General features: G+C 60.1%; 26 protein-coding genes. 11 read left to right on the plus strand and 15 right to left on the minus strand.

The features are described from left to right. Positions 1 to 65: 65 nt before the first annotated feature. From LPU83_RS49610 to LPU83_RS49640, 7 genes are all read left to right on the plus strand, one after another. Positions 66 to 1,193 carry an MFS transporter gene (locus tag LPU83_RS49610; RefSeq protein ID WP_024312757.1) on the plus strand — a complete coding sequence of 376 codons (1,128 nt, stop codon included), beginning with the start codon at positions 66 to 68 and terminating at the stop codon, positions 1,191 to 1,193. A 91-nt stretch (positions 1,194 to 1,284) separates the two neighbouring features. Next, complete coding sequence (locus LPU83_RS49615; RefSeq protein WP_024312756.1) at positions 1,285 to 2,799, plus strand: helicase HerA domain-containing protein; 1,515 nt, start codon at positions 1,285 to 1,287, stop codon at positions 2,797 to 2,799. Between the two features lie 273 nt (positions 2,800 to 3,072). Further along, positions 3,073 to 3,690, plus strand: coding sequence for a 30S ribosomal protein S4 (gene rpsD, locus LPU83_RS49620; RefSeq protein WP_024312755.1), 618 nt, complete (start codon positions 3,073 to 3,075; stop codon positions 3,688 to 3,690). A 74-nt stretch (positions 3,691 to 3,764) separates the two neighbouring features. Continuing rightward, positions 3,765 to 4,694: a glutaminase gene (locus LPU83_RS49625; protein WP_024312754.1), complete on the plus strand. Its 930-nt coding sequence runs from the start codon at positions 3,765 to 3,767 to the stop codon at positions 4,692 to 4,694. A 58-nt stretch (positions 4,695 to 4,752) separates the two neighbouring features. Next, a complete protein-coding gene (gene ttcA, locus LPU83_RS49630; protein ID WP_024312753.1) occupies positions 4,753 to 5,637 on the plus strand; it encodes a tRNA 2-thiocytidine(32) synthetase TtcA in 885 nt (294 codons plus the stop codon). 28 nt (positions 5,638 to 5,665) lie between these two features. Continuing rightward, on the plus strand, positions 5,666 to 6,490 hold the full coding sequence (locus LPU83_RS49635; RefSeq protein ID WP_024312752.1) for an inositol monophosphatase family protein: 825 nt from the start codon (positions 5,666 to 5,668) through the stop codon (positions 6,488 to 6,490). Positions 6,491 to 6,701: 211 nt separating this feature from the next. Then, positions 6,702 to 7,298: a LysE family translocator gene (locus LPU83_RS49640; protein ID WP_024312751.1), complete on the plus strand. Its 597-nt coding sequence runs from the start codon at positions 6,702 to 6,704 to the stop codon at positions 7,296 to 7,298. Positions 7,299 to 7,389: 91 nt separating this feature from the next. Here the strand turns inward: LPU83_RS49640 and LPU83_RS49645 are convergent, their stop codons facing one another. The 3 genes from LPU83_RS49645 to grxD all read right to left on the minus strand — a co-directional run bounded on the left by LPU83_RS49645 (position 7,390) and on the right by grxD (position 10,391). Then, positions 7,390 to 8,670: a multidrug effflux MFS transporter gene (locus tag LPU83_RS49645; protein WP_024312750.1), complete on the minus strand. Its 1,281-nt coding sequence runs from the start codon at positions 8,668 to 8,670 to the stop codon at positions 7,390 to 7,392. 36 nt (positions 8,671 to 8,706) lie between these two features. Further along, positions 8,707 to 9,912, minus strand: a complete 1,206-nt coding sequence (locus tag LPU83_RS49650; RefSeq protein WP_024312749.1) for a multidrug effflux MFS transporter — start codon at positions 9,910 to 9,912, stop codon at positions 8,707 to 8,709. A gap of 143 nt (positions 9,913 to 10,055) precedes the next feature. Continuing rightward, complete coding sequence (gene grxD, locus LPU83_RS49655; RefSeq protein WP_024312748.1) at positions 10,056 to 10,391, minus strand: Grx4 family monothiol glutaredoxin; 336 nt, start codon at positions 10,389 to 10,391, stop codon at positions 10,056 to 10,058. 283 nt (positions 10,392 to 10,674) lie between these two features. Between grxD and LPU83_RS49660 the strand changes: the two genes are divergently transcribed. After that, the gene (locus LPU83_RS49660; protein WP_024312747.1) at positions 10,675 to 11,826 is read left to right on the plus strand and encodes a hypothetical protein; all 1,152 of its coding nucleotides are present in this window, start codon (positions 10,675 to 10,677) and stop codon (positions 11,824 to 11,826) included. Between the two features lie 20 nt (positions 11,827 to 11,846). On the opposite strand, the gene LPU83_RS49665 is transcribed toward LPU83_RS49660, so the two are convergent. The 4 genes from LPU83_RS49665 to LPU83_RS49680 all read right to left on the minus strand — a co-directional run bounded on the left by LPU83_RS49665 (position 11,847) and on the right by LPU83_RS49680 (position 16,582). Then, complete coding sequence (locus tag LPU83_RS49665; RefSeq protein ID WP_024312746.1) at positions 11,847 to 12,080, minus strand: BolA/IbaG family iron-sulfur metabolism protein; 234 nt, start codon at positions 12,078 to 12,080, stop codon at positions 11,847 to 11,849. Between the two features lie 19 nt (positions 12,081 to 12,099). Next, a complete protein-coding gene (gene purL, locus LPU83_RS49670; RefSeq protein WP_024312745.1) occupies positions 12,100 to 14,334 on the minus strand; it encodes a phosphoribosylformylglycinamidine synthase subunit PurL in 2,235 nt (744 codons plus the stop codon). Between the two features lie 123 nt (positions 14,335 to 14,457). Beyond that, positions 14,458 to 14,994 carry an acyloxyacyl hydrolase gene (locus tag LPU83_RS49675; RefSeq protein ID WP_051166621.1) on the minus strand — a complete coding sequence of 179 codons (537 nt, stop codon included), beginning with the start codon at positions 14,992 to 14,994 and terminating at the stop codon, positions 14,458 to 14,460. A gap of 169 nt (positions 14,995 to 15,163) precedes the next feature. Beyond that, a complete protein-coding gene (locus LPU83_RS49680) occupies positions 15,164 to 16,582 on the minus strand; it encodes an aminotransferase-like domain-containing protein (protein WP_024312743.1) in 1,419 nt (472 codons plus the stop codon). Between the two features lie 79 nt (positions 16,583 to 16,661). Between LPU83_RS49680 and LPU83_RS49685 the strand changes: the two genes are divergently transcribed. Further along, positions 16,662 to 16,928 carry a DUF1127 domain-containing protein gene (locus LPU83_RS49685; protein ID WP_024312742.1) on the plus strand — a complete coding sequence of 89 codons (267 nt, stop codon included), beginning with the start codon at positions 16,662 to 16,664 and terminating at the stop codon, positions 16,926 to 16,928. Here the strand turns inward: LPU83_RS49685 and LPU83_RS49690 are convergent, their stop codons facing one another. From LPU83_RS49690 to LPU83_RS49725, 7 genes are all read right to left on the minus strand, one after another. Continuing rightward, on the minus strand, positions 16,929 to 17,327 hold the full coding sequence (locus LPU83_RS49690; protein WP_024312741.1) for a hypothetical protein: 399 nt from the start codon (positions 17,325 to 17,327) through the stop codon (positions 16,929 to 16,931). It abuts the gene before it with no gap. Positions 17,328 to 17,375: 48 nt separating this feature from the next. Next, positions 17,376 to 18,047, minus strand: coding sequence for a phosphoribosylformylglycinamidine synthase subunit PurQ (purQ, locus tag LPU83_RS49695; protein WP_024312740.1), 672 nt, complete (start codon positions 18,045 to 18,047; stop codon positions 17,376 to 17,378). Positions 18,048 to 18,055: 8 nt separating this feature from the next. Next, positions 18,056 to 18,301 (minus strand): hypothetical protein, encoded by a 246-nt coding sequence (locus tag LPU83_RS49700; RefSeq protein ID WP_024312739.1) that lies wholly within the window; start codon positions 18,299 to 18,301, stop codon positions 18,056 to 18,058. A gap of 21 nt (positions 18,302 to 18,322) precedes the next feature. After that, positions 18,323 to 18,565 (minus strand): phosphoribosylformylglycinamidine synthase subunit PurS, encoded by a 243-nt coding sequence (purS, locus tag LPU83_RS49705; protein WP_024312738.1) that lies wholly within the window; start codon positions 18,563 to 18,565, stop codon positions 18,323 to 18,325. Positions 18,566 to 18,598: 33 nt separating this feature from the next. After that, positions 18,599 to 19,363 (minus strand): phosphoribosylaminoimidazolesuccinocarboxamide synthase, encoded by a 765-nt coding sequence (gene purC, locus LPU83_RS49710; RefSeq protein ID WP_007532892.1) that lies wholly within the window; start codon positions 19,361 to 19,363, stop codon positions 18,599 to 18,601. Between the two features lie 230 nt (positions 19,364 to 19,593). Next, a complete protein-coding gene (locus tag LPU83_RS49715; RefSeq protein ID WP_024312737.1) occupies positions 19,594 to 21,888 on the minus strand; it encodes a putative bifunctional diguanylate cyclase/phosphodiesterase in 2,295 nt (764 codons plus the stop codon). A 467-nt stretch (positions 21,889 to 22,355) separates the two neighbouring features. Beyond that, on the minus strand, positions 22,356 to 22,910 hold the full coding sequence (locus tag LPU83_RS49725) for an RBBP9/YdeN family alpha/beta hydrolase (protein WP_024312736.1): 555 nt from the start codon (positions 22,908 to 22,910) through the stop codon (positions 22,356 to 22,358). A gap of 157 nt (positions 22,911 to 23,067) precedes the next feature. On the opposite strand from LPU83_RS49725, the gene LPU83_RS49730 reads away from it, so the two are divergent. Continuing rightward, on the plus strand, positions 23,068 to 23,871 hold the full coding sequence (locus LPU83_RS49730; RefSeq protein WP_024312735.1) for a DUF2189 domain-containing protein: 804 nt from the start codon (positions 23,068 to 23,070) through the stop codon (positions 23,869 to 23,871). Positions 23,872 to 23,941: 70 nt separating this feature from the next. Further along, entirely contained in the window at positions 23,942 to 24,430 is a 489-nt protein-coding gene (locus tag LPU83_RS49735) for a low affinity iron permease family protein (RefSeq protein WP_024312734.1), read from the plus strand. A gap of 6 nt (positions 24,431 to 24,436) precedes the next feature. On the opposite strand, the gene purB is transcribed toward LPU83_RS49735, so the two are convergent. After that, positions 24,437 to 25,744 (minus strand): adenylosuccinate lyase, encoded by a 1,308-nt coding sequence (gene purB / locus LPU83_RS49740; RefSeq protein ID WP_024312733.1) that lies wholly within the window; start codon positions 25,742 to 25,744, stop codon positions 24,437 to 24,439. Positions 25,745 to 25,799 lie beyond the last annotated feature (55 nt).

The raw sequence follows: 25,799 nt of genomic DNA on the forward strand, positions 1-25,799 counted from the left end.
ATCGCAAAGCTAAGCGACTGCGCACACTGGGGGTTGTGATTCGCATCGATCCCGCCAGGCTCCGCATGTCCTTCCAAAAACGTGTCATGGCTATCTTTTTTCTGCAGCCGATTGCGTTCGGCAGCTGGTTGCCGCGCATTCCTGAAATCCAGGCCCGTTTGGAACTCGGGCCTGCCGATCTTGCGCTGGCCTTGCTCGGAATGCCGCTCGGTATTCTCTCGACGCTGCCCGTCGCCGGACGAGTGGTGTCTCATATCGGCGGCAAGACCACTGTCATAGCTGGCTTCTTCGTCTTTTCGGTGATTGTCTGCCTACCGGCCTTCTCCCGTACGCCGGTAGAGCTCTTCATTGCGCTGGCGCTGCTTGGCGTCGCGATGTCGACGCTGGAGTTGGGGCTGAATGTCGAGGCGGATCGCGCCGAAAAGGATACCGGCTCGATCATCATGAACCGCTGCCATGGGTTCTGGAGCCTTGGTATCATGGCTGGCAGCTTGCTGGGTTCGGCGATGGTGGCCATTGCAACTTCGGTGGAATGGGCGATCATGGCGGCCGCCTTCATCGTTTTGCCGTTTGCTGTCCTGGCAAGCCTCCGCCTGCCGCCGGATCGCGAAGCTGGGTCGGCTCCGCCGCATGCGCCGTTCAAATTGCCGAGCAGCGCGCTCCTCGGCATCTGCGCCTTCGTCTTCGGAATTACCATGACCGAAGGGGCGATTGCGGACTGGTCGGCTGTCTATCTCAAAGACGTTTTCAAGACCGACGGTATGATGACCGGCATCGGATATGCGATCTTCGCCTCGATGGTGGCGGCCGGGCGCTTCAGTGGCGACCATTTGAAGCAGCGTTTTGGCGCGATTTTGCTGGCCAGGGGCTGCGGTGCGGCTGCTCTTGTGGGCATGCTGATCGTCGTCTTTGCCTGGCAGAGCCTGGTGACGATGGCTGGCTTTGGGCTGGTCGGCATTGGTGTGTCGGTCGGCTTTCCCCTGGCCGTCACGGCGGCGGCGAGCCTCAAGGATCGACCCGCGGCAGCCAATGTCGCCATCCTGTCCTTTATGGCCCTTACGGGCTTTTTGATCGGGCCGCCGCTCATCGGTTTCATCGCCGAGGTGTCGGGTCTGCGCGTAGGGCTAGCGGTGTTGATTGTTCCGCTCGCCATCAGCCTCGCGTTTACGCGCATGCTTGCGGTGCGGTTCTGACGTTTTCTCCTGTGGGTTTGTGCGACCGTGTCGCCAAAGACACGCTCAAACCTGCTAGCACGCCGTGTTCGATTGAAAGAGGATTGTGACATTGCAGGTTGGTATCGATATGGGATCGGCGACGGGGGGGAATCCGGCCACGCTCGATATCGAGGAGCTTCTGGCTACCCGTCTTCTGGTGCAGGGCAATTCCGGCTCCGGCAAGTCGCATCTGCTCCGCCGCCTGCTGGAGCAATCCGCACAGTGGGTGCAGCAGGTCATCATCGATCCTGAAGGTGATTTCGTCACGCTGTCGGACAAGTTCGGCCATGTCGTCGTCGACGGCGAGCGGACCGAAGCAGAATTGGCCGGCATTGCCAACCGTATCCGCCAGCATCGCGTCTCCTGCGTCCTGACACTCGAAGGGCTTGATATCGAGCAGCAGATGCGCGCCGCCGCCGCTTTCCTCAACGGCATGTTCGATGCCGACCGCGAATACTGGTATCCGGTTCTCGTCGTGGTCGACGAGGCTCAGATGTTTGCGCCTTCGGTCGGCGGCGACGTCTCGGAAGACGCCCGCAAGATGTCGCTCGGTGCAATGACGAACCTGATGTGCCGTGGCCGTAAACGCGGTCTTGCCGGGGTGATCGCGACGCAGCGCCTCGCCAAGCTCGCTAAGAACGTGGCCGCAGAAGCCTCGAACTTCCTGATGGGCCGCACCTTCCTCGATATCGACATGGCACGAGCGGCCGACCTGCTCGGCATGGACCGCCGGCAGGCGGAAATGTTCCGCGACCTGAAGCGCGGAAACTTCGTCGCGCTGGGACCGGCGCTGTCGCGCCGTCCGCTACCGATCCAGATCGGCAATGTTGAAACGTCCGCGCGTTCGTCGAGTCCCAAGCTCATGCCGCTGCCGGATGCGCCGCAAGACGTCGAAGACCTGATCTTCACGCCGGATCCGGAAGAATTCCAACGTCCGATCGTCCGTCGCGCCCCGCCTGCGCCGCGGCCGACAACTGATATTCTCGCCGAATTGGCGCGTTCGGCGCCTGCTGCCTCGGCTTCACCCTCGGAGACACGTGTGCCACAGCCTGAGCTATCGGCGCAGGAGCGAGAGGAGCGCCTGACAGCCGTGCTTCACGAGATTCTGGACGATCCGGACTCTGGATTCCGAACGGATTCCGTGCTTTACCAGGAGTTCCTCGTGCGACTTCGTATGCGCCGGGTTCCCGGTCCACCGATGTCCTTGCCGGAGTTCAGGCGTCGCGTCGCGATTTCGCGCTCCGGCGTGGACGCGGCAACGGCGGAGACGGAGGCGTGGGCGACGGCGCTGTCGCTCTCTACCGGTGTTACCGATGATCTCCAGGGCGTCTTCCTGATGCTGGCGAAGGCCGCCGTCTGCGGCGAACCGTGCCCCTCGGACGCCCGGATTGCACGCGCCTACGGCACCCATTCGGCACGGCGGGCCAGACGCTTACTCGGATATTTTGAAGAGCAAGGCATCGTCGTCGTGCATACCGACTTTTCGGGCAAGCGTATCGTCGCGTTTCCCGACATCAACTGCCAGACGGCGCCAGGCGATGCAAATGCGGCTGATATGGACGACGTTCCCTCTGCTGCAGAATAACGCTGCGATCGAGGCAGAGCCGTTCTCCGACGAAAAGCGAACGCTAGGGTCGGGCCAGATGTGGATTGTGATTGACATTCCAGCGACTTCCCCCTAAAGACCGCGCCAGCACCGGGCAGAGATGTCCGGTGTTTCATTTGACATGTCCCGTGGATTTGTCCTGTTCGCGTAATGGGATGATCCTGTCGGATCCTCGAAAGAAGATCAAAGGAGGGCGTGTTTCCTTCACGCGGTTTGGCAACAGACCGTTCTAACTTTCTGAAAGGAAATACGATGAGCAAGCGCGAATCGTCTAAGTACAAGATTGACCGCCGTATGGGCGAAAACATCTGGGGCCGTCCGAAGTCCCCGGTGAACCGCCGCGAATACGGCCCGGGCCAGCATGGTCAGCGCCGCAAGGGCAAGCTTTCCGACTTCGGTGTGCAGCTGCGCGCCAAGCAGAAGCTCAAGGGCTACTACGGTGACCTGCGCGAAAAGCAGTTCCGTGCAATCTTCGCTGAAGCCGCCCGCCGCAAGGGTGACACCTCTGAAAACCTGATCGGTCTTCTGGAGTCCCGTCTGGACGCGATCGTCTATCGCGCCAAGTTCGTTCCGACCGTTTTCGCTGCCCGCCAGTTCGTGAACCACGGCCACGTGACCGTGAACGGCGTCCGCGTCAACATCGGTTCTTACCGTTGCAAGGCTGGCGACGTCATCGAAGTTCGTCAGAAGTCGAAGCAGCTCGTTTCCGTTCTGGAATCAGTTGGCCTAGCTGAGCGTGACGTTCCGGACTACATCGAAGCCGACCACAACAAGATGGTTGCTACCTTCGCTCGTGTTCCGGCTCTCGGCGACGTACCGTATCCGGTCGTCATGGAACCGCATCTGGTGGTCGAATTCTATTCTCGCTAATTAGCGAGAGGCGTTTTCGCATACGGAAAAGCCGCCTCTCGGGCGGCTTTTTTGTTATCTGGAGCGGGATGATCATGACGGATTTGCAGGCGATCCTCGACGGGATCTATACCGAACTCAAGCCGAGAATCGGCGAGGGCAGGGTGGCGGATTACATTCCCGATCTGGCCAAGGTTGATCCGAACCAGTTCGGGCTGACCGTGACGACGGTCGACGGCAAGATATACAGCGTCGGCGATAGCGCCGTTCCGTTTTCGATCCAGAGCATATCCAAGGTTTTCATGCTGACGCTGGCGCTGGGCAAGGTTGGCGAGCAGCTGTGGAAGCGCGTCGGCCGCGAGCCTTCTGGTTCGGCGTTCAACTCGATCGTACAGCTCGAGCAGGAATCCGGCATTCCGCGCAATCCCTTCATCAACGCCGGCGCGATCGCGGTGACCGATGTGGTCATATCAGGGCATGCGCCACGCGAGGCGATCGGCGAGCTGCTGCGCTTTGTGCGCTACCTCTCGGACGACGACGGGGTCACCATCGACGGTCGGGTTGCGAAATCGGAAACGCATACGGGCTTCCGCAACGTCGCGCTCGCCAATTTCATGAAAGCCTATGGCAATCTCGAGCACCCGGTCGAACACGTGCTCGGTGTCTATTTTCACCAATGCGCGCTGTCGATGACGTGCGAGCAGCTTGCCAAGGCCGGCCTGTTTCTGGCGGCACGCGGCAGCAACCCCGTGGCAGGTCTGTCGGTGGTGTCGCCGAAGCGTGCGCGGCGTATTAACGCCCTGATGCTCACCTGCGGTCACTACGACGGATCGGGCGACTTCGCCTATCACGTTGGTCTGCCCGGCAAGAGCGGCGTTGGCGGCGGCATCTTCGCCGTTGCGCCCGGGATTGCATCGATGGCGGTCTGGTCTCCGGGGCTGAACAAGGTTGGGAACTCGCAGCTCGGCGCTGTTGCGCTTGAGATGCTTGCGGCTCGCACCGGATGGTCGGTTTTCGGCGATTGATGCTGTGTTGCGTCGTGGCTTTCTGCTAGAGCAGATCAGACTCTGATTGGACGAAGATATGAACATCGCAGCCAATATTGCCGACGAGCTGGAGACAGCGGCAGCCGAGGGCGGCATCGTGCATGCGCTGTTTGCCGATGCGCCGAGCTCCGTCTCGTTTAACAAGCTGCGGAAGCGTCTGCTGCGCCAGATCAGGCAGGCGTTCGACGACTTCGGCATGCTCAGAGGCCAACAGCGCTGGCTGATCGGCCTTTCTGGCGGCAAGGATTCCTATGGGCTGCTGGCGCTGCTGCTCGACCTGCAATGGCGCGGTCTGTTGCCGGTCGAGTTGATCGCCTGCAATCTCGATCAGGGGCAGCCGAACTTTCCAAAGCATATCCTGCCCGACTATCTCACGAGGATCGGCGTCAAGCACCGTATCGAGTATCGCGACACCTATTCGATCGTGAAGGAGAAGGTTCCAGAAGGGGCAACCTATTGCTCGCTCTGTTCGCGCCTGCGCCGCGGCAATCTCTACCGGATCGCCAAGGAGGAGGGCTGCGACGCATTGGTGCTCGGTCACCACCGCGAGGATATCCTCGAAACCTTCTTCATGAATTTCTTCCATGGTGGGCGGCTGGCCTCGATGCCGGCCAAACTGCTCAACGACGAGGGCAACCTGATGGTTCTGCGCCCGCTCGCCTACTGCGCCGAAGACGACATGGCGAAGTTTGCCGCGGCAATGCAGTTTCCGATCATTCCTTGTGACCTCTGTGGCTCGCAAGACGGGCTACAGCGCAATGCGATGAAGGATATGCTGGCCGATATCGAACGCCGGATGCCGGGCCGCAAGGATACCATGCTCCGAGCACTTGCCCATGTGAACCCGTCGCATCTGCTCGATCCCAAACTTTTCGATTTCGCCGGCCTGATGGCCGGGGAGACCGCGCCGAAGAGTGAGTAATCGGCGCTCACGTCAAGAAGGAAGTTCCATGAGTTCCACGATAGACACCACGACGCTTGCCGATCTCCTCCGGCGGGCGGCGAAGGCGGAGATCTTGCCGCGTTTCCGTCGACTTGGGAGCGATGACGTCCGTGCCAAGAGCGAGGCAACCGATCTGGTCACAGAGGCCGATCTGCAGGCGGAGCGGATGATCAAGGCGGAGGCGGCCGCGCTTTGGCCGGACGCCGTGTTCGTCGGCGAGGAGTCAGTTGCTGCCGATCCCGCGCTCCTCGGCAAGCTCGAAGGCGCCGACCTTGCAGTCGTCGTGGACCCCGTCGATGGGACGTTCAACTTCGCATCCGGGATTCCGGCCTTTGGCGTCATGGCATCGGTCGTTGCCAGGGGCGAAACGGTTGCCGGCATCATCTACGACCCGATGGGTGACGATTGGGCGATCGCAGAGAAGGGCGGCGGCGCATGGCTTCGGCGTCCCGGCGGCGAAACAGAACGGCTCTCTGTCGCTGCGCCCGTCGCGCTGGACCAGATGGTCGGCATGGCGTCGACCGGCTTCCTGCCAAAGCCCAAACGTGGCCAAATCCTTGCCAATCTGGCCAAGGTCCGGTTCCTCGCCAACTACCGCTGCGCAGCCCACGAATATCGAGCCTTTGCGGGCGGCCACGTGCACTATCTCATGTACAACAAGCTGATGCCCTGGGATCATCTTGCCGGCACGCTTCTCAGTATCGAGGCCGGGGCCTATGCGGCCCGTTTTGACGGTTCGCCGTATCTGCCGCACCACATCACCGGGGGCTTGCTGATTACGCCTGACAGGGCGAGCTGGGAACTCCTGCGGCGTGAGGTCTTCACAGTCTGACAAAAAGCCCGCCGAACTGTCGGGCTCCTGAATGTGGAATGCGTCTTCGCGCGGGCCGCTCACCGCGCGCGCCTCCGTTTCCGATTGAGGCACGCAAGGCAAATCGTCAGTGTCAATGGCTGTCCATCGGCCGCGTTTGCACAGACATACAATACGAGAAGGAAACGCCGAGCTTAGGATGCTCCTCCTATTGATGACCTGGAGAGCGAACATGGATACCGCTCAGGCGCTGGCCTTCGCGTTGTTTGCATTTGTCGCGGCGGTCACGCCGGGGCCTAGTAACGCGATGATCCTGTCCACCGGTGCGGCCGTCGGCGCTTGGAGAGGCATCACCTGTCCGATCGGTGCGTCGCTGGGAATGGGGGTGATGATTGTTCTGAGCGCCTTCGGCGTTGGGGAGATTGTCGCCGCTGCGCCAAAGGTTGTGATTGCGATGAAGATGGCGGGATCTCTGTTCTTGGTGTGGTTAGCTTGGCAGATCGTCAATGCAGGCACGTTCGAGGCGGACGGTCAGGGGCGTGCGACGGGATTTCTGCAAGCTTTCCTCTTCCAGTGGCTGAATCCAAAAGGCTGGCTTGTCGCCCTGAGTGCGGGAAGTACCTATCTCGTACCTGTGCAGTACAATCAAATCAGCGGCGCCCTGTGGATGGGGACACTTTTTGCCGCTGCTGCATTTCCTGCGGGCATGCTGTGGCTTGCGATGGGCGCGCTTATGGCCAGCCTTCTCCGGGGTGAGCGTTCGGCCAGGCGCTTCAACATTGTCATGGCATTGGCGCTGGCTGCGTCGGTTGTTCTGGTCTGGCGATAAACCTGAGAGGGAGTGCCGCCCGCAACGAGTGCTGCGAGCGACCATCATCGGAAGTGTAGCGCATTCCTATTGAAGGAAGCCGAACAAGCAATTAGAAGTGTCCGGCACTCGGATCGAGCTGAGGGCTGTCGCCCGGATGCGTAAAGAGCTTGCCGCCTTCCGCCCAGAGCGTTGCGGCGATGCTGATCGCGCCGAAGACCGCGAAGCCGCCGAACAGCGGCTGGACTGTGCCATTGAACAGCTGGCCAACCGTGCCGCCGAGGATCGCGCCGAAGGTCGTCGACACGAAGCCGGTGATGGCGGTCGCCGTGCCGGCCAGATTGCCCATAGGCTCCAGGCTGATTGCAGTGAAGTTGGTTGCGATGACGGCGAACATCATCAGCAGGATGGTGAAGAGCGCATAGGCGAAGGCGAAATCGGGGCGGCCGCCGAGCGCCTTGACGTAGCCAATCGCCGAGACGATCGTGAACAAGATCATGGCGACGTGCGAGATGCGGCGCATGCCGAACCTGCGCACGAAGAAGCCGTTGGCGAAGTTTGCCACCGCGATACCGCCTGCCGTTGCCGCAAACGCGATCGGCAGCCAGTCACCGAGACCGTAGACCTCGCCGAAAACCTGCTGGACCGAAATGACGTAGGCGCTGATGACGCCCGTGAACATGGTGAGACCGATCATGTAGCCGCAGGTGATCTTGTTGGTCAGAACGGTCTTGAAGCCGTCGACGACGGAGCCGACCGACAGGGGGATGCGCTCCTCCCTCGGCAGAGACTCCTTGAGGCGCAGCAGCGCCCAGATGAACAGGATTGCGCCCACCAGGCCGAGCAGGATGAAGATCCAGTGCCAGTTGGCATAGGTGATGATCACTTGCCCCACCGAAGGTGCCACGATCGGCACGATCATGAAGACGATCATCACGTAGGACATGACACGCGCCATCTCGCGGCCGCCGAAGCAGTCACGAACGATCGCCATGGTGGTGATGCGAACGGCAGCGCCTCCGAGGCCCTGCACGAAGCGCATGACCAGCAGCATTTCAAAGCTGCCGGTGGCAGCCGCGGCGAACATGGCGAGCACATAGACCGCCAGACCGCCGAGCAGGATGTTGCGACGACCGAAGGTGTCTGCCAAGCTGCCAAAGATGATCTGCGACACGCCGAAGCCGAGGAAGAAGACACCGATCACGAGCTGCGCGTCGTTGGCGTTGGTGACGCCGAACGAATGGCCGATCGCGGGAAGCGAGGGCAACATGCTGTCGATCGCCATGGCGATACTGGCGGTCATGATGGCGATGGTGACGACGAATTCGACGAAACCCATGCCTATTCGGCGGGAGCCCTGATTTTCAACATGTGGTTTATGGGCAGGCGTCATAATGGAAATCCTGAAATATGAAGTGGGGCGAGCCGATCAGACCGCGGGATTGTGCGGTTGGAAGAGACGCCCCTTTTCTGCGATCAAAACGAAGATCAGACCGATGATCGAGACGGTGAAATAGCCCGCGACCATCGGCAGCGCGGTGCCGTTGAATGCCTGGCCGATGCCGGCGCCGATCAACGCACCGCCGACCGTGCTCATGAAGCCGAGGACGGACGAGGCCGTTCCCGCGACATGGCCGAGCGGCTCCATTGCAAGCGAGTTGAAGTTGGAGCCGATCCATCCGAACTGGAACATCGCCAGACCGAAGAAGCCGATGAAGAGGGGGAAGGGCATCGGATGCGGTCCGAGGATGAGGGCCGCAAGCCAGATCGTGTTGATGGTGATGAAGCCGGCCAACGCGCCATGCGACAGCCGCCGCATCCCGAACTTGCCGACGAGCCGCGAGTTTAGGAAGGACGACAGCGACATGAAGACGGCAACACCGGCGAAAGCAAAGGGGAAGTACACGCCGAGATCGTAGATTCCGACATAGATTTGCTGCGCGGAATTGATGAAGCCGAACAGCGAACCGAAGATGAAGGTGCTGGCGATCGTGTAGCAGAGCGCGATGCGGTTCGTGAGAACCAGCTTGAAGCCGCCGATTACCGAGCGGGCGGTGAAGGGGCGAACATTCGCGGGACGCAGGGTTTCGGGAAGGCGGAGATAGGCCCAGATTGAAATCAAAGCCGCCATGATGGCTATGAACACGAAGATCAGATGCCAGCTGCCGAAGAACATGATGATCTGGCCGCTGCCCGGCGCGATGACGGGAACGATCATGAAGACCATCATGATCAGCGACATGACTTCCGCCATTTGCCGACCGCCATAGATATCACGGACGATGGAGATCGTGATGACGCGCGTGGCCGCCGAACCAATGCCCTGAACGAAGCGAAGCACGAGGAGGCCGGCAAAGGACGGCACCAGCGCGATCCCGAGTGCGGAACAGATATAGATGGCGAGGCCAATCAGCAGCGGCAGGCGACGGCCGAAGCGGTCGGAGAGTGGACCGTAGAAGAGCTGCGCCAGGCCGAACCCGAGCAGATAGGAGGAAACGACGAATTGGCGGTGATTTTCGCTCTCGACGCCGAGGCTCGCGCCGATCTGCTGCAACGCCGGAAGCATGATGTCAATCGCAAGCGAATTGACCGCCATCAGGAAGGCGGCGAGCACAATGAATTCCCCTTTGCCCATGGGCAATTGGCCCGCGTGCACCGCTTGTGATGAATCTGTCACAATGAAATTCCCATAAACAGGCCAAGGCGCTGTTGAGCACAGCGCCTCGGACTCAAAATACAAGATTTGGAAACCGGGCGGACGCCCGGTGACCGGACAGGTCAGGCGGCGCCGCGAACGGTGACGCCGTGTTCTTGCAGGTGCTGCTGCAACTCACCGGCCTGGAACATTTCCCGGACGATGTCGCAGCCGCCGACGAACGCGCCCTTGACGTAGAGCTGCGGGATCGTCGGCCAGTTGGAATAATCCTTGATGCCCTGGCGGATCTCGGAGTCAGCGAGCACGTTGATGCCCTTGTAGTCGACGCCGATGTAATCGAGAATCTGCACGACCTGGCCGGAGAATCCACACTGCGGAAACTGCGGCGTGCCCTTCATGAAGAGGACGACGTCGTTGCTCTTGATTTCGTTGTCGATGAATTCGTTGATGCCGCTCATAGGGACCTGATCCTTTCCACAGGCGAGTTAAAGGCCCGCCGTTTCAATCGTTAAGCTTAGATAGCATGTGATCGGCGGAATTCCAGCAGGTCGGGGCAAAAAAAGAGCACCCTAACGGTTTGCGGAGCGCGGATTGTTGCCCTTGCGTTACGCCTCCTCCGGAAGCGACGCGATATGGCGCTACCGGCGCCCGCTCGTCAACGGAATCCACCCGGATTTCGCCACAATTGTCGCAGATTGCGGCGCAGCAATTATTGCCGCTGCGCGGCCACGAAAGAGAATAATGACATTGATTTCAAAAAGGGTCGTTCTCCACTTTCCGGGGTTCGAGCCGCTTGATGGGCGTGCCCACTGCTCGCGCTACGCACGATCAGCAAAGCAAAGTGCAGCCGTCTGGAATTTCTCAGCGCTGGCAGGCGAACCGGAATACGGACCGGATTCAACGAGCTTCAAGGTGCAGACGAGCGCGGATGGCTGGGAAACCTGCAGCCACATCCATGTCCTCGACCACAATGCCCTTGTCGAAGGGCTTAGGACGGGCAGCCGGGCGGCGCAGATCCGCGCAGGTTTTTGGAGCGCGTTGCAGGTCATCGCCTACGGCGGGCTGGCCGGCTATTTCAGGCATGCCTGGCGCTTCGGACTGTTTTTTGTCTTTCCGTTTCTGATGATGATCCTTGGCTTCTCGCTCAGTGCCACGATCGCTGTCATACCGATCGGAATGGAATTGCCCGGCTTTCATCTTCTGTGGAGCGTGGCGCTGGCGTTGTGTTTCGTCGGCTTCGTGTTTCTACCTTTTGCCGAACGTTTCTACACATTGCATCTTTTCGCGGACTGGCACATGGCGGTGGCTCTTGCTCGGATGAACCATCCAGAATTCAGCGAGTGGCTCGATCGCTGTGCCACCGCTGCCCGGGCAGCCTTGTCGGAGCCGGCGGACGAATATGTAATCTCATCTCACAGCATGGGCTCCAGCGTGGCGGCGCATGTGATCGGCATACTTCTCGAGCGGCATGCGGGTGTTTTCGCCGGAACGAGGGTGATCTTTGCGACGCTCGGGTCAGCAATCCTGCAATGTGCATTGTTGCGCCCCGCGCAGTTGCTGCGATCACGGGTGGGCCTCATAGCGCGATGCGACACCGTCAAATGGCTCGATGTCCAATGCATGACGGATGCGATCCATTTCTACAAGGTCCCGGTGGTGGCCGTTTGCGGGCATGGCGACGCACGCCCCGCCAAGATGGTGTTCATCCGCGTCAAGCAGATGCTGAGCGTTGAACACTATAGGAAGATCAAGAAGGACTTTCTGCGCGTGCATCGGCAGTACGTCCTGGGGCCGGATTTGCGGGCTCCCTTCGACTTCACGCTGCTGACGGCCGGCCCACGGTCCGGCTTGGTCTTTGCCGGATCCGGCTACAACAAAATGCCCGGCTTGTGACCGGGCATTTTGCATCGATATCAATCAGGTGCCGATGTCTGCAGCGCCAGGGCATGCAGTAAACCGCCCATGTTTCCCTTGAGGGCTTCGTAAACCATTTGGTGCTGCTGCACGCGGCTCTTGCCGCGAAAGGCTTCCGCGACGACTTCCGCTGCATAATGGTCGCCGTCGCCGGCGAGGTCGCGAATGGTTACCTTGGCGCCGGGGATTCCAGCCTTGATCATGTCTTCGATATCACCGGGTTTCATAGGCATGATCGTTACTCCTTGCGCATTATTCCGTGGCAGCGAGCGTGCCATGGCCTTCCATGTAATCAGGGAACCATGATTCATGGGCGTCGCGCAATTGCTGAATCGGCAGCGACAGCAGATCGTCGACCACAAGGCTATTACCCTCGACCGTGCCGAGGCGGCGGAAGGGTATGCCCGCACCTTCGGCATTGGCGCAGACGAAGTTTGCGACATCCGCCGGCACCGTTAGCACGTAGCGGGCCTGATCTTCGCCGAACAGCAGCGCGTGCGGCGCTCCCCTGCATTCACCGAGGCTGATCTTTAGGCCCTTGCTGGATGCCATCGCCATTTCGGCCAGAGCAAGTACGAGGCCACCCGAAGAGATATCGTGGCAGGCCGTTGCCTGGCCGTTGCGGATGACCGAGCGCACGAAATCGCCATTGCGGCGCTCCGCAAAGAGGTCGACTTCCGGAGCGGGGCCTTCAGTGCTGCCGATAACATCGCGCAGGTAGACCGACGAACCGAGATGGCTGCCGTCGGTACCGATCATGATCACCTTGTCGCCATTCGCGGCGCCGCCGATACGCGCCATCTTCTTCCAGTCGAGCAGAAGGCCAACGCCAGCGATCGTCGGCGTCGGCAGGATCGCAACACCATTGGTTTCGTTGTAGAGCGAGACATTGCCCGACACGATGGGAAAATCGAGAACCCGGCAGGCTTCTCCGATGCCCTTCACGGCTTGGACGAATTGGCCCATGATCTCGGGCTTCTCGGGATTGCCGAAGTTCAAGTTGTCGGTCGCCGCCAGCGGCTCTGCGCCGGTTGCGGTGATGTTGCGCCAGCATTCCGCGACCGCCTGCTTGCCGCCTTCGAACGGGTCTGCCTCAACATAGCGCGGCGTAACGTCAGAGGAAAAAGCGAGAGCCTTGCTCGCATGGTTCTCGACGCGAACGACGCCCGCATCACCGCCAGGAAGCTGGAGTGAGTTGCCCTGGATCAGGGTATCGTACTGTTCGTAGACCCAACGCCGACTTGATTGATTGGGAGAGCCAACGAGCTGCAATAGCGCCTGACCGTAATCAGCCGGGGCCGCGATGAGGTTGGCCGGCAAAGGCGCGCGCTTGTCCGACTCGCGCCACGGACGATCATATTCCGGCGCCTGGTCGCCGAGATCCTTGATCGGCAGGTTGGCGACTTCCTCGCCCTGGTGAACGACGCGGAACAGCAAGTCGTCGGTGGTCTTGCCGACGATGGCAAAATCGAGGCCCCACTTGACGAAGATCGCCTTCGCAACGGCCTCTTTTTCCGGCTCCAGGACCATGAGCATGCGCTCCTGGCTCTCGGACAGCATCATCTCGTAGGCCGTCATCTGTTCTTCGCGCACCGGCACGGTATCGAGATCGAGCAGGATGCCGAGATCGCCCTTGGCGCCCATTTCCACGGCCGAGCAGGTGAGGCCGGCAGCACCCATGTCCTGGATGGCGATGACGGCGCCCGTCTGCATCAGCTCAAGGCAGGCTTCGAGCAGGCACTTTTCTGTGAAGGGGTCGCCAACCTGAACCGTCGGGCGCTTTTCCTCGATGGATTCGTCGAATTCGGCCGAGGCCATGGTCGCGCCGCCGACGCCGTCGCGGCCGGTCTTCGCGCCGAGATAGACGACTGGGAGGCCGACGCCCTTGGCTTCCGAGAGGAAGATCGCGTTCGACTTCGCCAAACCAGCGGCAAAGGCGTTGACCAGAATGTTGCCGTTGTAGCGGGCGTCGAATTCCACTTCGCCGCCGACCGTCGGCACGCCGAAGGAGTTGCCGTAGCCGCCAACGCCGGAAACGACGCCAGAGACGAGGTGACGGGTCTTTGGATGGTCCGGCTCGCCGAAACGTAGCGCGTTCATCGCTGCGATTGGGCGGGCGCCCATGGTGAAGACGTCGCGCAGAATGCCGCCGACGCCCGTCGCCGCACCTTGATACGGCTCGATGTAGGAGGGGTGGTTGTGGCTCTCCATCTTGAAGACGACGCAGTCGCCATCATCGATATCGACGACACCTGCATTTTCACCGGGTCCCTGGATGACACGCGGGCCTTTGGTCGGCAGCGTGCGCAACCACTTCTTCGAGGATTTGTACGAGCAGTGCTCGTTCCACATGGCCGAGAAGATGCCGAGCTCCGTAAAGCTCGGTTCGCGGCCGATCAGGTCCAATATCCGCTGATATTCGTCTGGCTTCAGGCCATGGGCGGCGATCAGTTCGGGGGTGATCGGGCGGGTATTGGAAATGGTCATGAGCTCTCGGAAGTCCCTGCCGTTGCGCGATTGCGGTGTCTTTAGCCTAAGTGAATGAAACGCGCGACAGGAAAATGCCCGCTGTTAACAGACAGCGGGCACCGAAAGGCAACCCGCGATGGCTTAGAACTTGTAGCCGATCTGGACGCCGGCGCGCGTCATGCCGTTGTTCGGCCCGTCGCAGAGATTGGCATGGGACGAATGGGCGACCAGGGCGATGACGTTCCAGTGCTGATCGAAATGGTAACCAGCGCCCAAATATTCGTGGAAGAGGAACCGACAGCCGAGGTTCGGGCCATCGGTATTGCCTTCGAGTTCGCCATTGTGCCAGACGCCGCCGAAGCCGGCTTCGGCAAAGACCTTCTCATTGAAGTTCGCCGTCCAGGAGAGACCCGCAAAGATTTGGGTGGCTTCCCCGGACGTGCCGATGGAGGTGCCGAGATTAATGCGTGGGCGCGCAAGCTGTTGCTTCCAGCCCGTTGCTGCGTCCTGCCCGAACGGATCAAAGAACACCGTTACCTCTGGAAAGAGGCCGTCCTCGCGCTCGCCGCCGCCTTGCACTGATGCCGAGGCACCGAAGCGCAACTCATCAAAGATTTGCCCGCGGGCATGAGCCGGAATGACAGAGATGTTGGCAAGAAGGGCTGCCAGAAACGCTATTGATGAACGCGGTAAAATCGTCAGAAGTGTCGATCGACATTCAGATTACCTCGTCCGACCCACGCCAGATTCCTGATCTGAATTTGGTAGCATCGATCATAGTCAGGTAAAGCCGCTTTCGTCGGCCGTCGCTGCTTTGTCTCGGGCCTGCGGCCCATCTGCCGCAGTCTCAAATTTCGCCGTCATACCCGGCGCCGCCGCTTTCTAGCAGGCGTCGCAATGTCATGAGACCCGCAACCATATCTTCCCGGTTGCGGGGCGACGAGAAGCCTATCCGTACGCGGTGATAGACTTTCTCGGCGCGAGCTGCCTTGAACTCATCCTCGTCGTCGATCAGAACGCCATCTCGGTAAGCGGCGTTCTTGAAGGTTCCTGAGAGCCAGGGGTCGGGCAGTTTCAGCCAGAGGAAGGGCACGTGTGGATGCGATACGAAGTCGTATCCTTGCAGCTGTTCGCGTGCGAGACGTTCGCGGATGGACAGTTCCGCCGCACTTGCCTTGCGGATCTCGTGCGCCTGGCCGCTTTCCACGAGACGAGCGCAGGCTTCAGCCAGGATGAAAGGCAGCCCGCCAGTGATCATCTTGTGCGTCACCTTGATCCGCTGCGCAAAATGCGGCGGGCAGGCGACCCAGCCGCCGCGCACGCCGGCGGCCACCGACTTTGAAAGGCCACTGATCAGAAACGTGCGATCGGGTGCGAGCGACGCAAGCAGGGGATTTTCGTCTCCGGTCATCCCACCATAGAGATCGTCTTCAATCAGCCAGACCCCGTGCCGGCGCGCAATTTCTGCAACCCGTGTCCGGCGTTCGTGGGGCATCGTCGCCAGGGTGGGATTGTGCGCAGTTGGCATCAGGAACGCGAGTTTGGGATGCTGCTGAAGGCAGAGGCGTTCGAAGTCATCGGGGATCACGCCATTCTCGTCGGACTCGACGGTAATCGTGCGGCGACCGAGAATGCGCGCGCTGCGGCTGACCTGCGTATAGCTAAGATCCTCAAATACGATCTTGTCGCCGGGCGATGACACGGCCGAGATGACCGAGACAGCTGCCGCATGCGCCCCAAGGGTAGGGACGATATTTTCTGTCTCAGGCGTCCAATCGTTTCTGGCCAGCCACCGCCGGCCGGCTTCGTACCAATTTCGCGGGAAAACGCGGGAATAGGACGAAATCTCGGAAAGCTGCTCCTCGCCAATCTCGGCGAGCACTTTGCCGATGATCTTGCCTTGGCCAAGATCCGGAGCCGCCGTCGTATCAAAGCGTATCTTGCCGGCCGGCGCATCGATCGCGCGTGTGCCGCCGAGTGCAATGGTCAGCGGGTCCGGCTGATTGCCGGGTGTGGTCTCGGCGCGATCCAGCACATAGGTTCCGCGGCCAACTTCTCCTGCGACGAGGCCACGCTCGTGCACCAGCGCGTAAGCGCGGCCGATTGTCCCGATTGTCACGCCAATATCGTAGGCGAGGTTTCGCTGCGGCGGCAATTTGCTGCCGGCAGGCAATGTGCCGCTGGCGATGGCTGATTCAATGCTGTCGGCAATCCGGAGATAGACCGGGCCGGAACCACGAGAAAAGTCTGGAAGCCAAGTTGTCATGATGACAATTCTTTATATTGTCACCCTCAAATCGTCAACGCTATGTCCAGGGCGGATACAATTTTGCTTGGAGAATGACATGTCTGCCGTTCCAGAGAACGAGCCTGCGATTGCGCCTCTGTCGTCTGGGGTGCAATCGATGCAATACCGTATTCCGCAAGACTCGGTCGGCGCATCGCGCGCTCAGGCCTTGCTGCAGTCCGCGTGGCATCGGCTATCGTCGTGGCACCAGAAGCGCGAAACCCGCCGGGTCCTGCGGGATCTGACGGACGACGAACTGTTGGACATTGGCATCACGCGTGCGCAAGCACGCGAGGAAGCCGGCAAATCGCCCTTCTGGGATTGATCAGCCGCAAGCCTTGCCGCCGGATGCCCAGCGGGTGACATCCTTGACGATCCGCGGCCCTGCGGAGCCTTGCATCATTGGACCAAAGGCGTCGAGCTTGGAGGGGTTGCCTTCGGCCTGAACGACGAGCAAAGGGCGGCTCTCGGGGCTGCCCCTGTGCACGACGAGAATGCGCGGACGACCGGAGAAGGAATTCAGTTCGGGCGCCAGCCTGTAGTCAGCGAAGGCGGCGTCGCCGGACTTGAACCAGCAGGCGTTCGCGCCGAGAGCAACGCGCTCCATCGTCGAAAGCGCGCTGCGATCCGGACCCTTCGCCGGCGTGTTCGTTTGGCAGGACGCCACCAATACTGCTGTTGCGGCAATCGCGAGAATGCGTGTCGTCGAAAGGCGAGGGCGCATCAATCTTGCTCCAATGGACCGGATGAATGGCCTCTTACCTGCCGAAGGTTAAGCAGCGATTACCTCGAGGGCCGAAGCGAACAGAGCGCGGCCGTCGGAACCGCCATGCGCCGCTTCGATGAGGTTTTCGGGGTGCGGCATCATGCCGAGGATGTTGCCCTTGTCGTTCATGACGGCGGCAATATCGTTCATCGAGCCGTTCGGATTGGTGCCTTCCGCATAGCGGAAAACGACCTGTCCGTTGCCCTCGATCGTTGCCAGCGTCTCTGCGTCGGCAAAATAGTTGCCATCGTGATGCGCAACCGGGCAGCGTATGATCTGCCCCTCGGAATAGGCACGGGTGAAATCGGTGTCGGCGTTTGCGACTTCGAGCTTGATCTCACGGCAGACGAACTTAAGCGAGGCATTGCGCATCAGTGCACCGGGTAGCAGGCCTGCCTCGAGGAGGATCTGGAAGCCGTTGCACACGCCGAGAACCTTGACGCCCTTGTTCGCCTTTTCGACGATTGCCTGCATGACCGGCATGCGCGCTGCGATGGCGCCACAACGAAGGTAGTCGCCATAGGAAAAGCCGCCAGGGATGACGATAAGGTCGACGTCCGGAATATCCGTCTCCGTTTGCCAGATCGTCACCGGTGCGCGACCGGAGATTTTCGTCAGTGCAGCGATCATGTCGCGATCGCGATTGAGGCCCGGAAGTTGAACGACGGCTGATTTCATGACTGCGGCTAAAACCTTGTTTGTGCTTCTGCAAGTTCTCTAAGTACGAGACGCTTTTCAATACGCTCCAGCCGGCCTTCATGCCGACCGAGGACACCGTAAATACTATGTATTTCCTGCTGCATCGACGTCATCGTGTCGCTCATGCAGTGCATTTCGCTCCGGATCTCTTCAAGCGACGCATCTAACGTATCGATGTGTTCGTGCATTTTCGTCAACAACTCAAGCACGAGCTCTTGCGTCAATTCAGCCATCGAGTGCGCTCCTCGACCAGATTAGTCGACGGAAATATTATAGTTCTCGATCACCGTATTTGCGAGGAGTTTCTCGCACATCGCCTTGAGCTCGCTCTCCGCTTTCGCCTTGTCAGCGCCTTCGAGTTCGACGTCGAAAACCTTGCCCTGACGGACATGCCCGACACCATCGAATCCAAGCGCGCCGAGGGCGCCCTCGATTGCCTTGCCCTGCGGATCGAGAACGCCGTTTTTCAGCGTGACGGTTACACGAGCCTTGATCACTTTATCTTCCCTGTCTTGCTTGGCCTGAATGTCTTACTTCACGAGTACCGGACCGGTGCCGCGCACAGGCTCGTTCTCGTTGATGATGCCGAGACGACGCGCAACTTCCGAATAGGCTTCGAGAAGGCCGCCCATGTCGCGGCGGAAGCGGTCCTTGTCCATCTTCTCGCGGGTGTCGATATCCCACAGACGGCAGGAGTCCGGCGAAATCTCATCGGCGAGGATGATGCGCATCATGTCGCCTTCATAGAGGCGGCCGCATTCGATCTTGAAGTCGACAAGCTGGATGCCGACACCTAGGAAAAGGCCGGTCATGAAATCGTTGACGCGAATGGCGAGCGCCATGATGTCATCGAGTTCGGCGGGGTTTGCCCAGCCGAAAGCCGTTATGTGCTCTTCAGAGACCATCGGATCGTCGAGCGCGTCAGACTTGTAGTAGAACTCGATGATCGACCGCGGCAGCACCACGCCTTCCTCGATACCGAGGCGCTTCGACAGCGAGCCGGCGGCAACGTTACGAACAACGATCTCGAGCGGGATCATTTCCACTTCGCGGATCAACTGCTCGCGCATGTTGAGGCGGCGGATGAAATGCGTCGGAATGCCGATCTTGTTTAGATGGCTGAAGATGTATTCCGAAATACGGTTATTCAGAACGCCTTTGCCATCGATGACTTCGTGCTTCTTCTTGTTGAAGGCGGTGGCATCATCTTTGAAGAACTGGATCAGCGTGCCCGGTTCCGGGCCCTCATACAGAATCTTTGCTTTGCCCTCGTAGATACGGCGGCGACGGTTCATTGCAATTGTTCTCTATCGTTGGCGCTCTTGGGATAGCGCGAGTGGATCTATCTCGTGGCGTCCCCTTAAAGGAAAAGCGAGGGTTTCACAATCCGCCTGTCACTCCTTCCCCGGATTCCGGCGCTTCCGGAGGCCGCTAAGAGAATCGAAGACCTTCTGTAAGGCAGTTTACAGGTTTTTCGCGGCCAACGGAATGTGACGCAGCCGCGTCAGGGCAGTCATGCAAGCCTTTATCTTGCGCCCGAGCCGCTGAGCGACTTACGCAAATCGTGCTGCAAACCACGCGCCAGGCCCTCGACGCCGCGCCAGGACGCGGCGCGCACGAAGGGCGGGATCTGCAGTGCGGGCATCGGGCGGGCGAGCGCGTAGCCCTGCAGCATATCGCAACCGAGATCACAGAGAATGCGGACGTGGTCCATCGTTTCGACGCCCTCGGCGGTGACGAGGATATTAAGCGAACGGCCGATATCGATGATCGAGCGGACCAGTTTCCGCTGCTCGGCGGAATGTGGCAGCATGCGGATCAACTCGCGGTCGATCTTCAAGGTCTTCGGACTGAGTTTCAAAAGACTGACAATGGATGCATGGCCCGTGCCGAAGTCATCGATCTCTATGTCGATGCCGAGGCGGCGCAGGTGCCGGAGATTGGCGATCACGGCATCATCGCAATCGTCGAGTGAAATCGATTCAAGCAGCTCGAACGAGATTGTGCGAGGTTCGATCTTCAAGCCGCGAAGCTTCTTCGCAAGGGTTGGATCACCGAGACGACGCGACGACACGTTAACCGCAATCTTCGGGATGAGAAGACCCTCGTCCTCCCATCGGTGCCGGTCCGCGAGCGCTTGCTCGAGGATCAGCCCGTCGATGGTGGAGACCACATCCAGATCCTCAGCGATCGTCAGGAAACGATCAGGAGCCAGCAAACCATGTTCCCGGTGCTGCCAGCGAGCCAGCGTCTCGACGCCGGCGACATCGAGCGTTCGGGCATGGAACTGCAACTGGTAGAGCGGGACAAACTCCCCCCGCTCGAGACCGAGGAGGATTTCGTCCGCCAGCCGCTTGCTGGCGATGATGCGGTGCCGCTCGTCGGTCGAGAAGAATTCGTGCCGGTTGCGTCCGCCGCTTTTCGCGCGATAGAGCGCGATGTCAGCATTGAGCAGAAGCTGCTTGGCATCGAGCGCCGGACCGCTTTCAGCCGCAATGCCGATGCTGGCGCCGAAACGGCAATCGTGGCCCTCGTAGCGAATGGGCTTGCAGAGCTCGCGGATGATGCGCTCCGCCAGATTGGAGATCTTCTTCGGCGTGACATCGAGTGTGCAGATGACCACGAATTCATCGCCACCAATGCGGGCGACGAAATCGGTCGAACGGACACTCCCCGTCAGCACCTGTGCTGCATGCTTCAGCATTGCGTCGCCGGCGCGGTGGCCGAGCGTATCGTTGATCTGTTTGAAGCGGTCGAGATCGATGTGGAGGATCGCGAGCGTCAGCCCGGTGCGGCGACATTCGGCGGAACGCTCATCCAGCATGCGGTCGAGGTATCGCCGGTTTGGCAGGCCGGTGAGATAATCGTGCAGCGCCAGGTGCTCGATGTTCTCCTTGGCGCTTTCGAGTTCCCTGTTGCGGGCTTCCGCGAGATCCTTGGCGCGCTGTAACTCGGTATTGAGCCTGACTTCGGCGGTCACATCCCAATTTGCGCCAATCAGCTTGCGGCGCCCGTCACTGTCAAGAAAGAAGGCTGCTTTTGCGCGGATGACACGTTCGATGCCGTCCTGCCTGATGATGCGGAATTCGTGTTGGAAATCGGTGCTGTTAGCGACGCTCTCATTGATGGTCGCCAGCACGCGATCCCTGTCGTCGGGATGCAGCGACGCCTCCCAGGCGTTGCCGGTGCTGACCGGAGACGTGTTGGTAATGCCGTAGATTGCCAGAAGGCGATCGTCCCAATCGACGGTGCCGTTTTCGATATCTGCCTCGAAGACGCCGATATCAGAGATATCGAGCGCGAGATCCAGGCGCCGCGACAGATGCGCAAGCCGCTCCTCGGCCTCCTTGCGTGCGGTGATATCGTTGTCGGTGCCAACGAGCCGGGCAGGGGCGCCGTTTTCGTCCCATTCCACGCAAGCGCCTCGGCACTCGATCCAGATCCAGTGGCCGTCTCTGTGGCGCTCCCGATACTCGAAAATCTGATAGTCCGGATCGCCGGCGTTCTGCCGTTCGATGGCCTTGACGACGAAGTCCCGGTCGTCCGGGTGGATGAGGTCGATCCACGTGTCATAGTCGCCGTCGGCATCCTCATCGGGCGCCATGCCGCGCATCATTTTCCACGTGTCGGAGTAGTAGCGTTTGCCAAGACGAAGATTGTGGTCCCAGACGCCGAGGCCCGATCCGACAAGAGCGTAGTTCCAGCGGCTCTCGCGTTCCGAGAGTTCAACACTGTTCTGCGGGGCCGTGTCGCCGTCAAACGCCGCGGCGTCAAGCTTAGCCTTCGATTTGACCCGTTTGTCGGGAGTCGTTTGCTTCAATCTGCATACTCGCTCTTTTAGCGTGTAGATATTTTGCATTCATTGAATTAAACAGCCCTTAATGTCGTCAAAATAATAATAATGCAAAAACAAATGCTTAGTCGCGCTGTAATGGGTGCATACGCCTGGAGGCGAGTAACTTTTCCATAATGTGCATACACTTGTCTGGCAGCACCCTATATCGCACCGATTGGGGAGGGAATGACATGTCTCCAGAATGGCCGATGTTCATCCTGCAATGCATCGTTCTCGTGGGCCTGGCGGGCGTTCTCTTCATTCGCGGAGAGGGCGACTAGCCGCCAGATCAGCCACAAACCGTCTGTGCGTCTCCACGACGCGTGGCCTCGGTACGGTCAGCTATGGGTCGTAATCTCGCCCCTTCGTTTCGCGAGCCGCCGAGAGATGATCTTGAAGCGCTGAGGCGTCGCGAATTTGCCGATCGCATCGATGCAGCTCTACGAAGGGCGTTACGGCTTCAAGCGACTCAGGAACTGCGCGAACACCATGGTTCCTTCCGGCCATGGCCCGTGGCCCGACTCGCTGTTGATGTGCCCGGCTTCCCCCGCATCGATGAGGAGCGATCCCCAGCTTGCCGCGATGTCATCGGCGTGTTCGTAGCTGCCGAAGGGATCATTGCGGCTGGCGATTGTAATGGTCGGAAACGGAAGTGGGTCGCGCGGGTACGGGCCGAATGTCATCAGGTGCTTCGGTCGTATTGCCGGATTGGCAACATCCGGGGGTGCGACGAAGAATGCCCCGGCCACCTTGTTGCGGAAATGGGGAATTGCGTGGATGGCGGAGGGAATGCCAAGCGAATGCGCAACCAATACCACCGGTCGCGTCGCGGCATTCACTTCCTCGGCAATGCGGCTCACCCAATCGTCGCGGACCGGCTTCGACCATTCAGCCTGTTCGACACGACGAGCCGTGCTGAGCTTGGCCTCCCAGCGGCTTTGCCAGTGGTCGGGACCGGAATTTGTATAACCGGGGATAATGAGAATTTCGGCGTCTGAAGCTTTCATGATGCGCGGATTTGAGAAAGCTTGACGGCGATGTCAAGGGAGGGTGGGACAAGGCCGCCGAAATTTGTTATGTTTTCAGCAGTGCCGGTTGCGTCTCGTATCGGCGTTATCGCCGATCCTTTCGCTGCCGGCTATCTTGGCTGAGGAGGAGAAAGCCATGACGGCATTCCATGTTATGTCGGGTGCAGGCGATGTCTACACACGTCCGGTCGTCAACAAGATCAGCGTTGCGGATGTCTTCGATGCGCTGCGGCGCGGGCTCGACGATTTTCGAGAAAAACCATCCCACTATGTATTTCTGTGCCTGATGTATCCGATTGCCGGCATTTTTCTTGCGCTCGCAACATCAAGTGCCAACCTCCTGCCGATGATTTTTCCGCTGATATCAGGCTTTGCGCTGATCGGTCCCATCGCCGCGATCGGGCTCTATGAGATCAGCCGCAGGCGGGAAGCGGGCCTGGACACCTCGTGGAGACATGCGCTCGAGGTGACAAGATCGCCGGCGTTCCCATCGATCGTTGCCGGCGGATTGCTGCTGTTCGGCTTCTTCGTGGTCTGGCTCGTCGCTGCGCAGACGCTCTATTCGAACGTCTTCGGCGATGTTTTCCCGCGCTCAATCTCCTTATTCTTCTCGGAGATCGTCGGCACGCCTGAGGGAATCCAGCTGATCATGTGGGGACATCTGCTCGGTCTGGGCTTTGCCATCATCGTTCTGGGCACGACCGTCGTAACCTTTCCCTTGCTGCTGGATCGGGACGTCGGCCTCGTTTGCGCGATGGAAACATCGGTCAGGGCGACCGTCGCCAACCCGGTGCCGGTCTTCTGCTGGGGTCTCATCATCGCTGTCAGCCTCATCGTTGGCACGATCCCGCTGTTTGTCGGGCTTGCCCTCGTCATGCCGGTGCTCGGCCACGCCAGCTGGCATCTCTATAGGAAGCTCGTGGCACCTCCGGTCGTCTGACGGCCACAGGGCTGGAACTGGACCACCTCCCTCGGAGTTTCGCTGAGGCGAATACCCGAGGGAGTTCCATATGGCTACGCCGCAACATCTGTTTACCCACTTTGCCAGCAAGACGTCTGAATGGGCAGGGCGACCCGTGACGTTCGTGCTTGCCGTCGTCCTTGTCGCTGTCTGGGCCGGGACGGGCCCGCTCTTTGACTTCTCGGAGACTTGGCAACTGGTCATCAACACAGGAACGACCATCATCACGTTCCTGATGGTGTTCGTGTTGCAGAACGCACAGACGAGGGATGCTCGCGCTGTTCAGGCGAAGCTCGACGAAATTATTCTGACGAGCCACGCCGAGAACAAGTTCATCGGGATCGAGCACCTCGATGACGAAGACCTGAAGCACCTGGATCGCCTTGTCGCCAAGGCGGCAAAGGGAGTGCGCGAGGGGCGGACGAACGGAACGCCGAAGGCGACAAATTCCAGTGATGAGGCGAACGAAAAAAGGACATCGGCAAAGCCCCGGAAGCCGAAACGGAAAACGGCGCCCTCGAAGGCGCCGTCCCGGTAGTCAAACTCAGGCGGCGCCGAAGACGCGCCGGAAAATGGTATCCACGTGTTTGGTATGGTAGCCGAGATCGAACTTCTCGCGGATTTCTTCTTCGGATAGCGCAGTACGCACCTCCGCGTCGGCAAGCAGTTCCTCCAGGAAATCCTTGCCCTGTTCCCACACCTTCATGGCGTTGCGCTGGACGAGCCGGTAGGCATCCTCGCGCGAAACGCCTGCCTGCGTCAGCGCCAGAAGTACGCGCTGCGAATGCACGAGGCCACGGAACTTGTCGAGATTTTTCATCATGTTGTCGGGATAGACGACGAGCTTCTCGATGACGCCGGCCAGCCTGTTGAGGGCGAAGTCGAGCGTGATCGTTGTGTCGGGCCCGATGCCGCGCTCGACGCTCGAATGGCTAATGTCGCGCTCATGCCACAGGGCGACATTCTCCATAGCCGGAACCACCGACATACGAACCAGGCGGGCAAGGCCCGTCAGGTTCTCGGTCAGAACCGGATTGCGCTTGTGCGGCATCGCAGAAGAACCCTTCTGGCCGGGCGAGAAGTATTCCTCGGCTTCCAGCACTTCCGTGCGCTGCATGTGGCGGATCTCGATCGCGACGTTTTCGATGGAAGAGCCGATAACGCCGAGCGTGGCGAAGAACATCGCGTGACGGTCACGCGGAATGACCTGCGTCGAGACAGGCTCCGGGACAAGGCCGAGCTTGGCGCAGACGTGTTCCTCGACGCGAGGGTCGATATTGGCAAAGGTGCCGACGGCGCCTGAAACCGCACCGGTGGCGATCTCGACACGCGCAGCCACGAGGCGCGCGCGGTTGCGGCTCATCTCGGCGTAGAAGCGCGCCAGCGTCAGTCCCATCGTCGTCGGCTCGGCGTGAATACCGTGGCTGCGGCCGATGCGGATGGTGTCCTTGTGTTCGAAGGCACGTGCCTTCAGTGCCGCAAGCAGGCGGTCCATATCGGCGAGCAGAATGTCGGCTGCGCGGACCAGCTGGATGTTCAGCGTGGTGTCGAGAACGTCCGAAGAAGTCATGCCCTGGTGGACGAAACGGGCATCCGGGCCGACGATTTCGGAAAGGTGCGTCAGGAAGGCGATGACATCGTGCTTGGTGACGGACTCGATTTCATCGATCCGCGCAACGTCGAACGTCGCAGCGCCGCCTCGCTCCCAAATTGTCTTTGCAGCGGATTTCGGGATGACGCCCAGTTCGGCGAGCGCATCGCAGGCGTGAGCCTCGATCTCGAACCAGATGCGGAATTTGGTCTCGGGCGACCAGATGGCGACCATCTCTGGCCGGGAGTAGCGCGGGATCATGGCTTCCTGCTTTCGTTCATAAAAGGAATGCTGGCGCCCCTGTAGCAAAGACAGG

The sequence above is a fragment of the Rhizobium favelukesii genome (genome assembly GCF_000577275.2).
GTDB lineage: Bacteria > Pseudomonadota > Alphaproteobacteria > Rhizobiales > Rhizobiaceae > Rhizobium > Rhizobium favelukesii.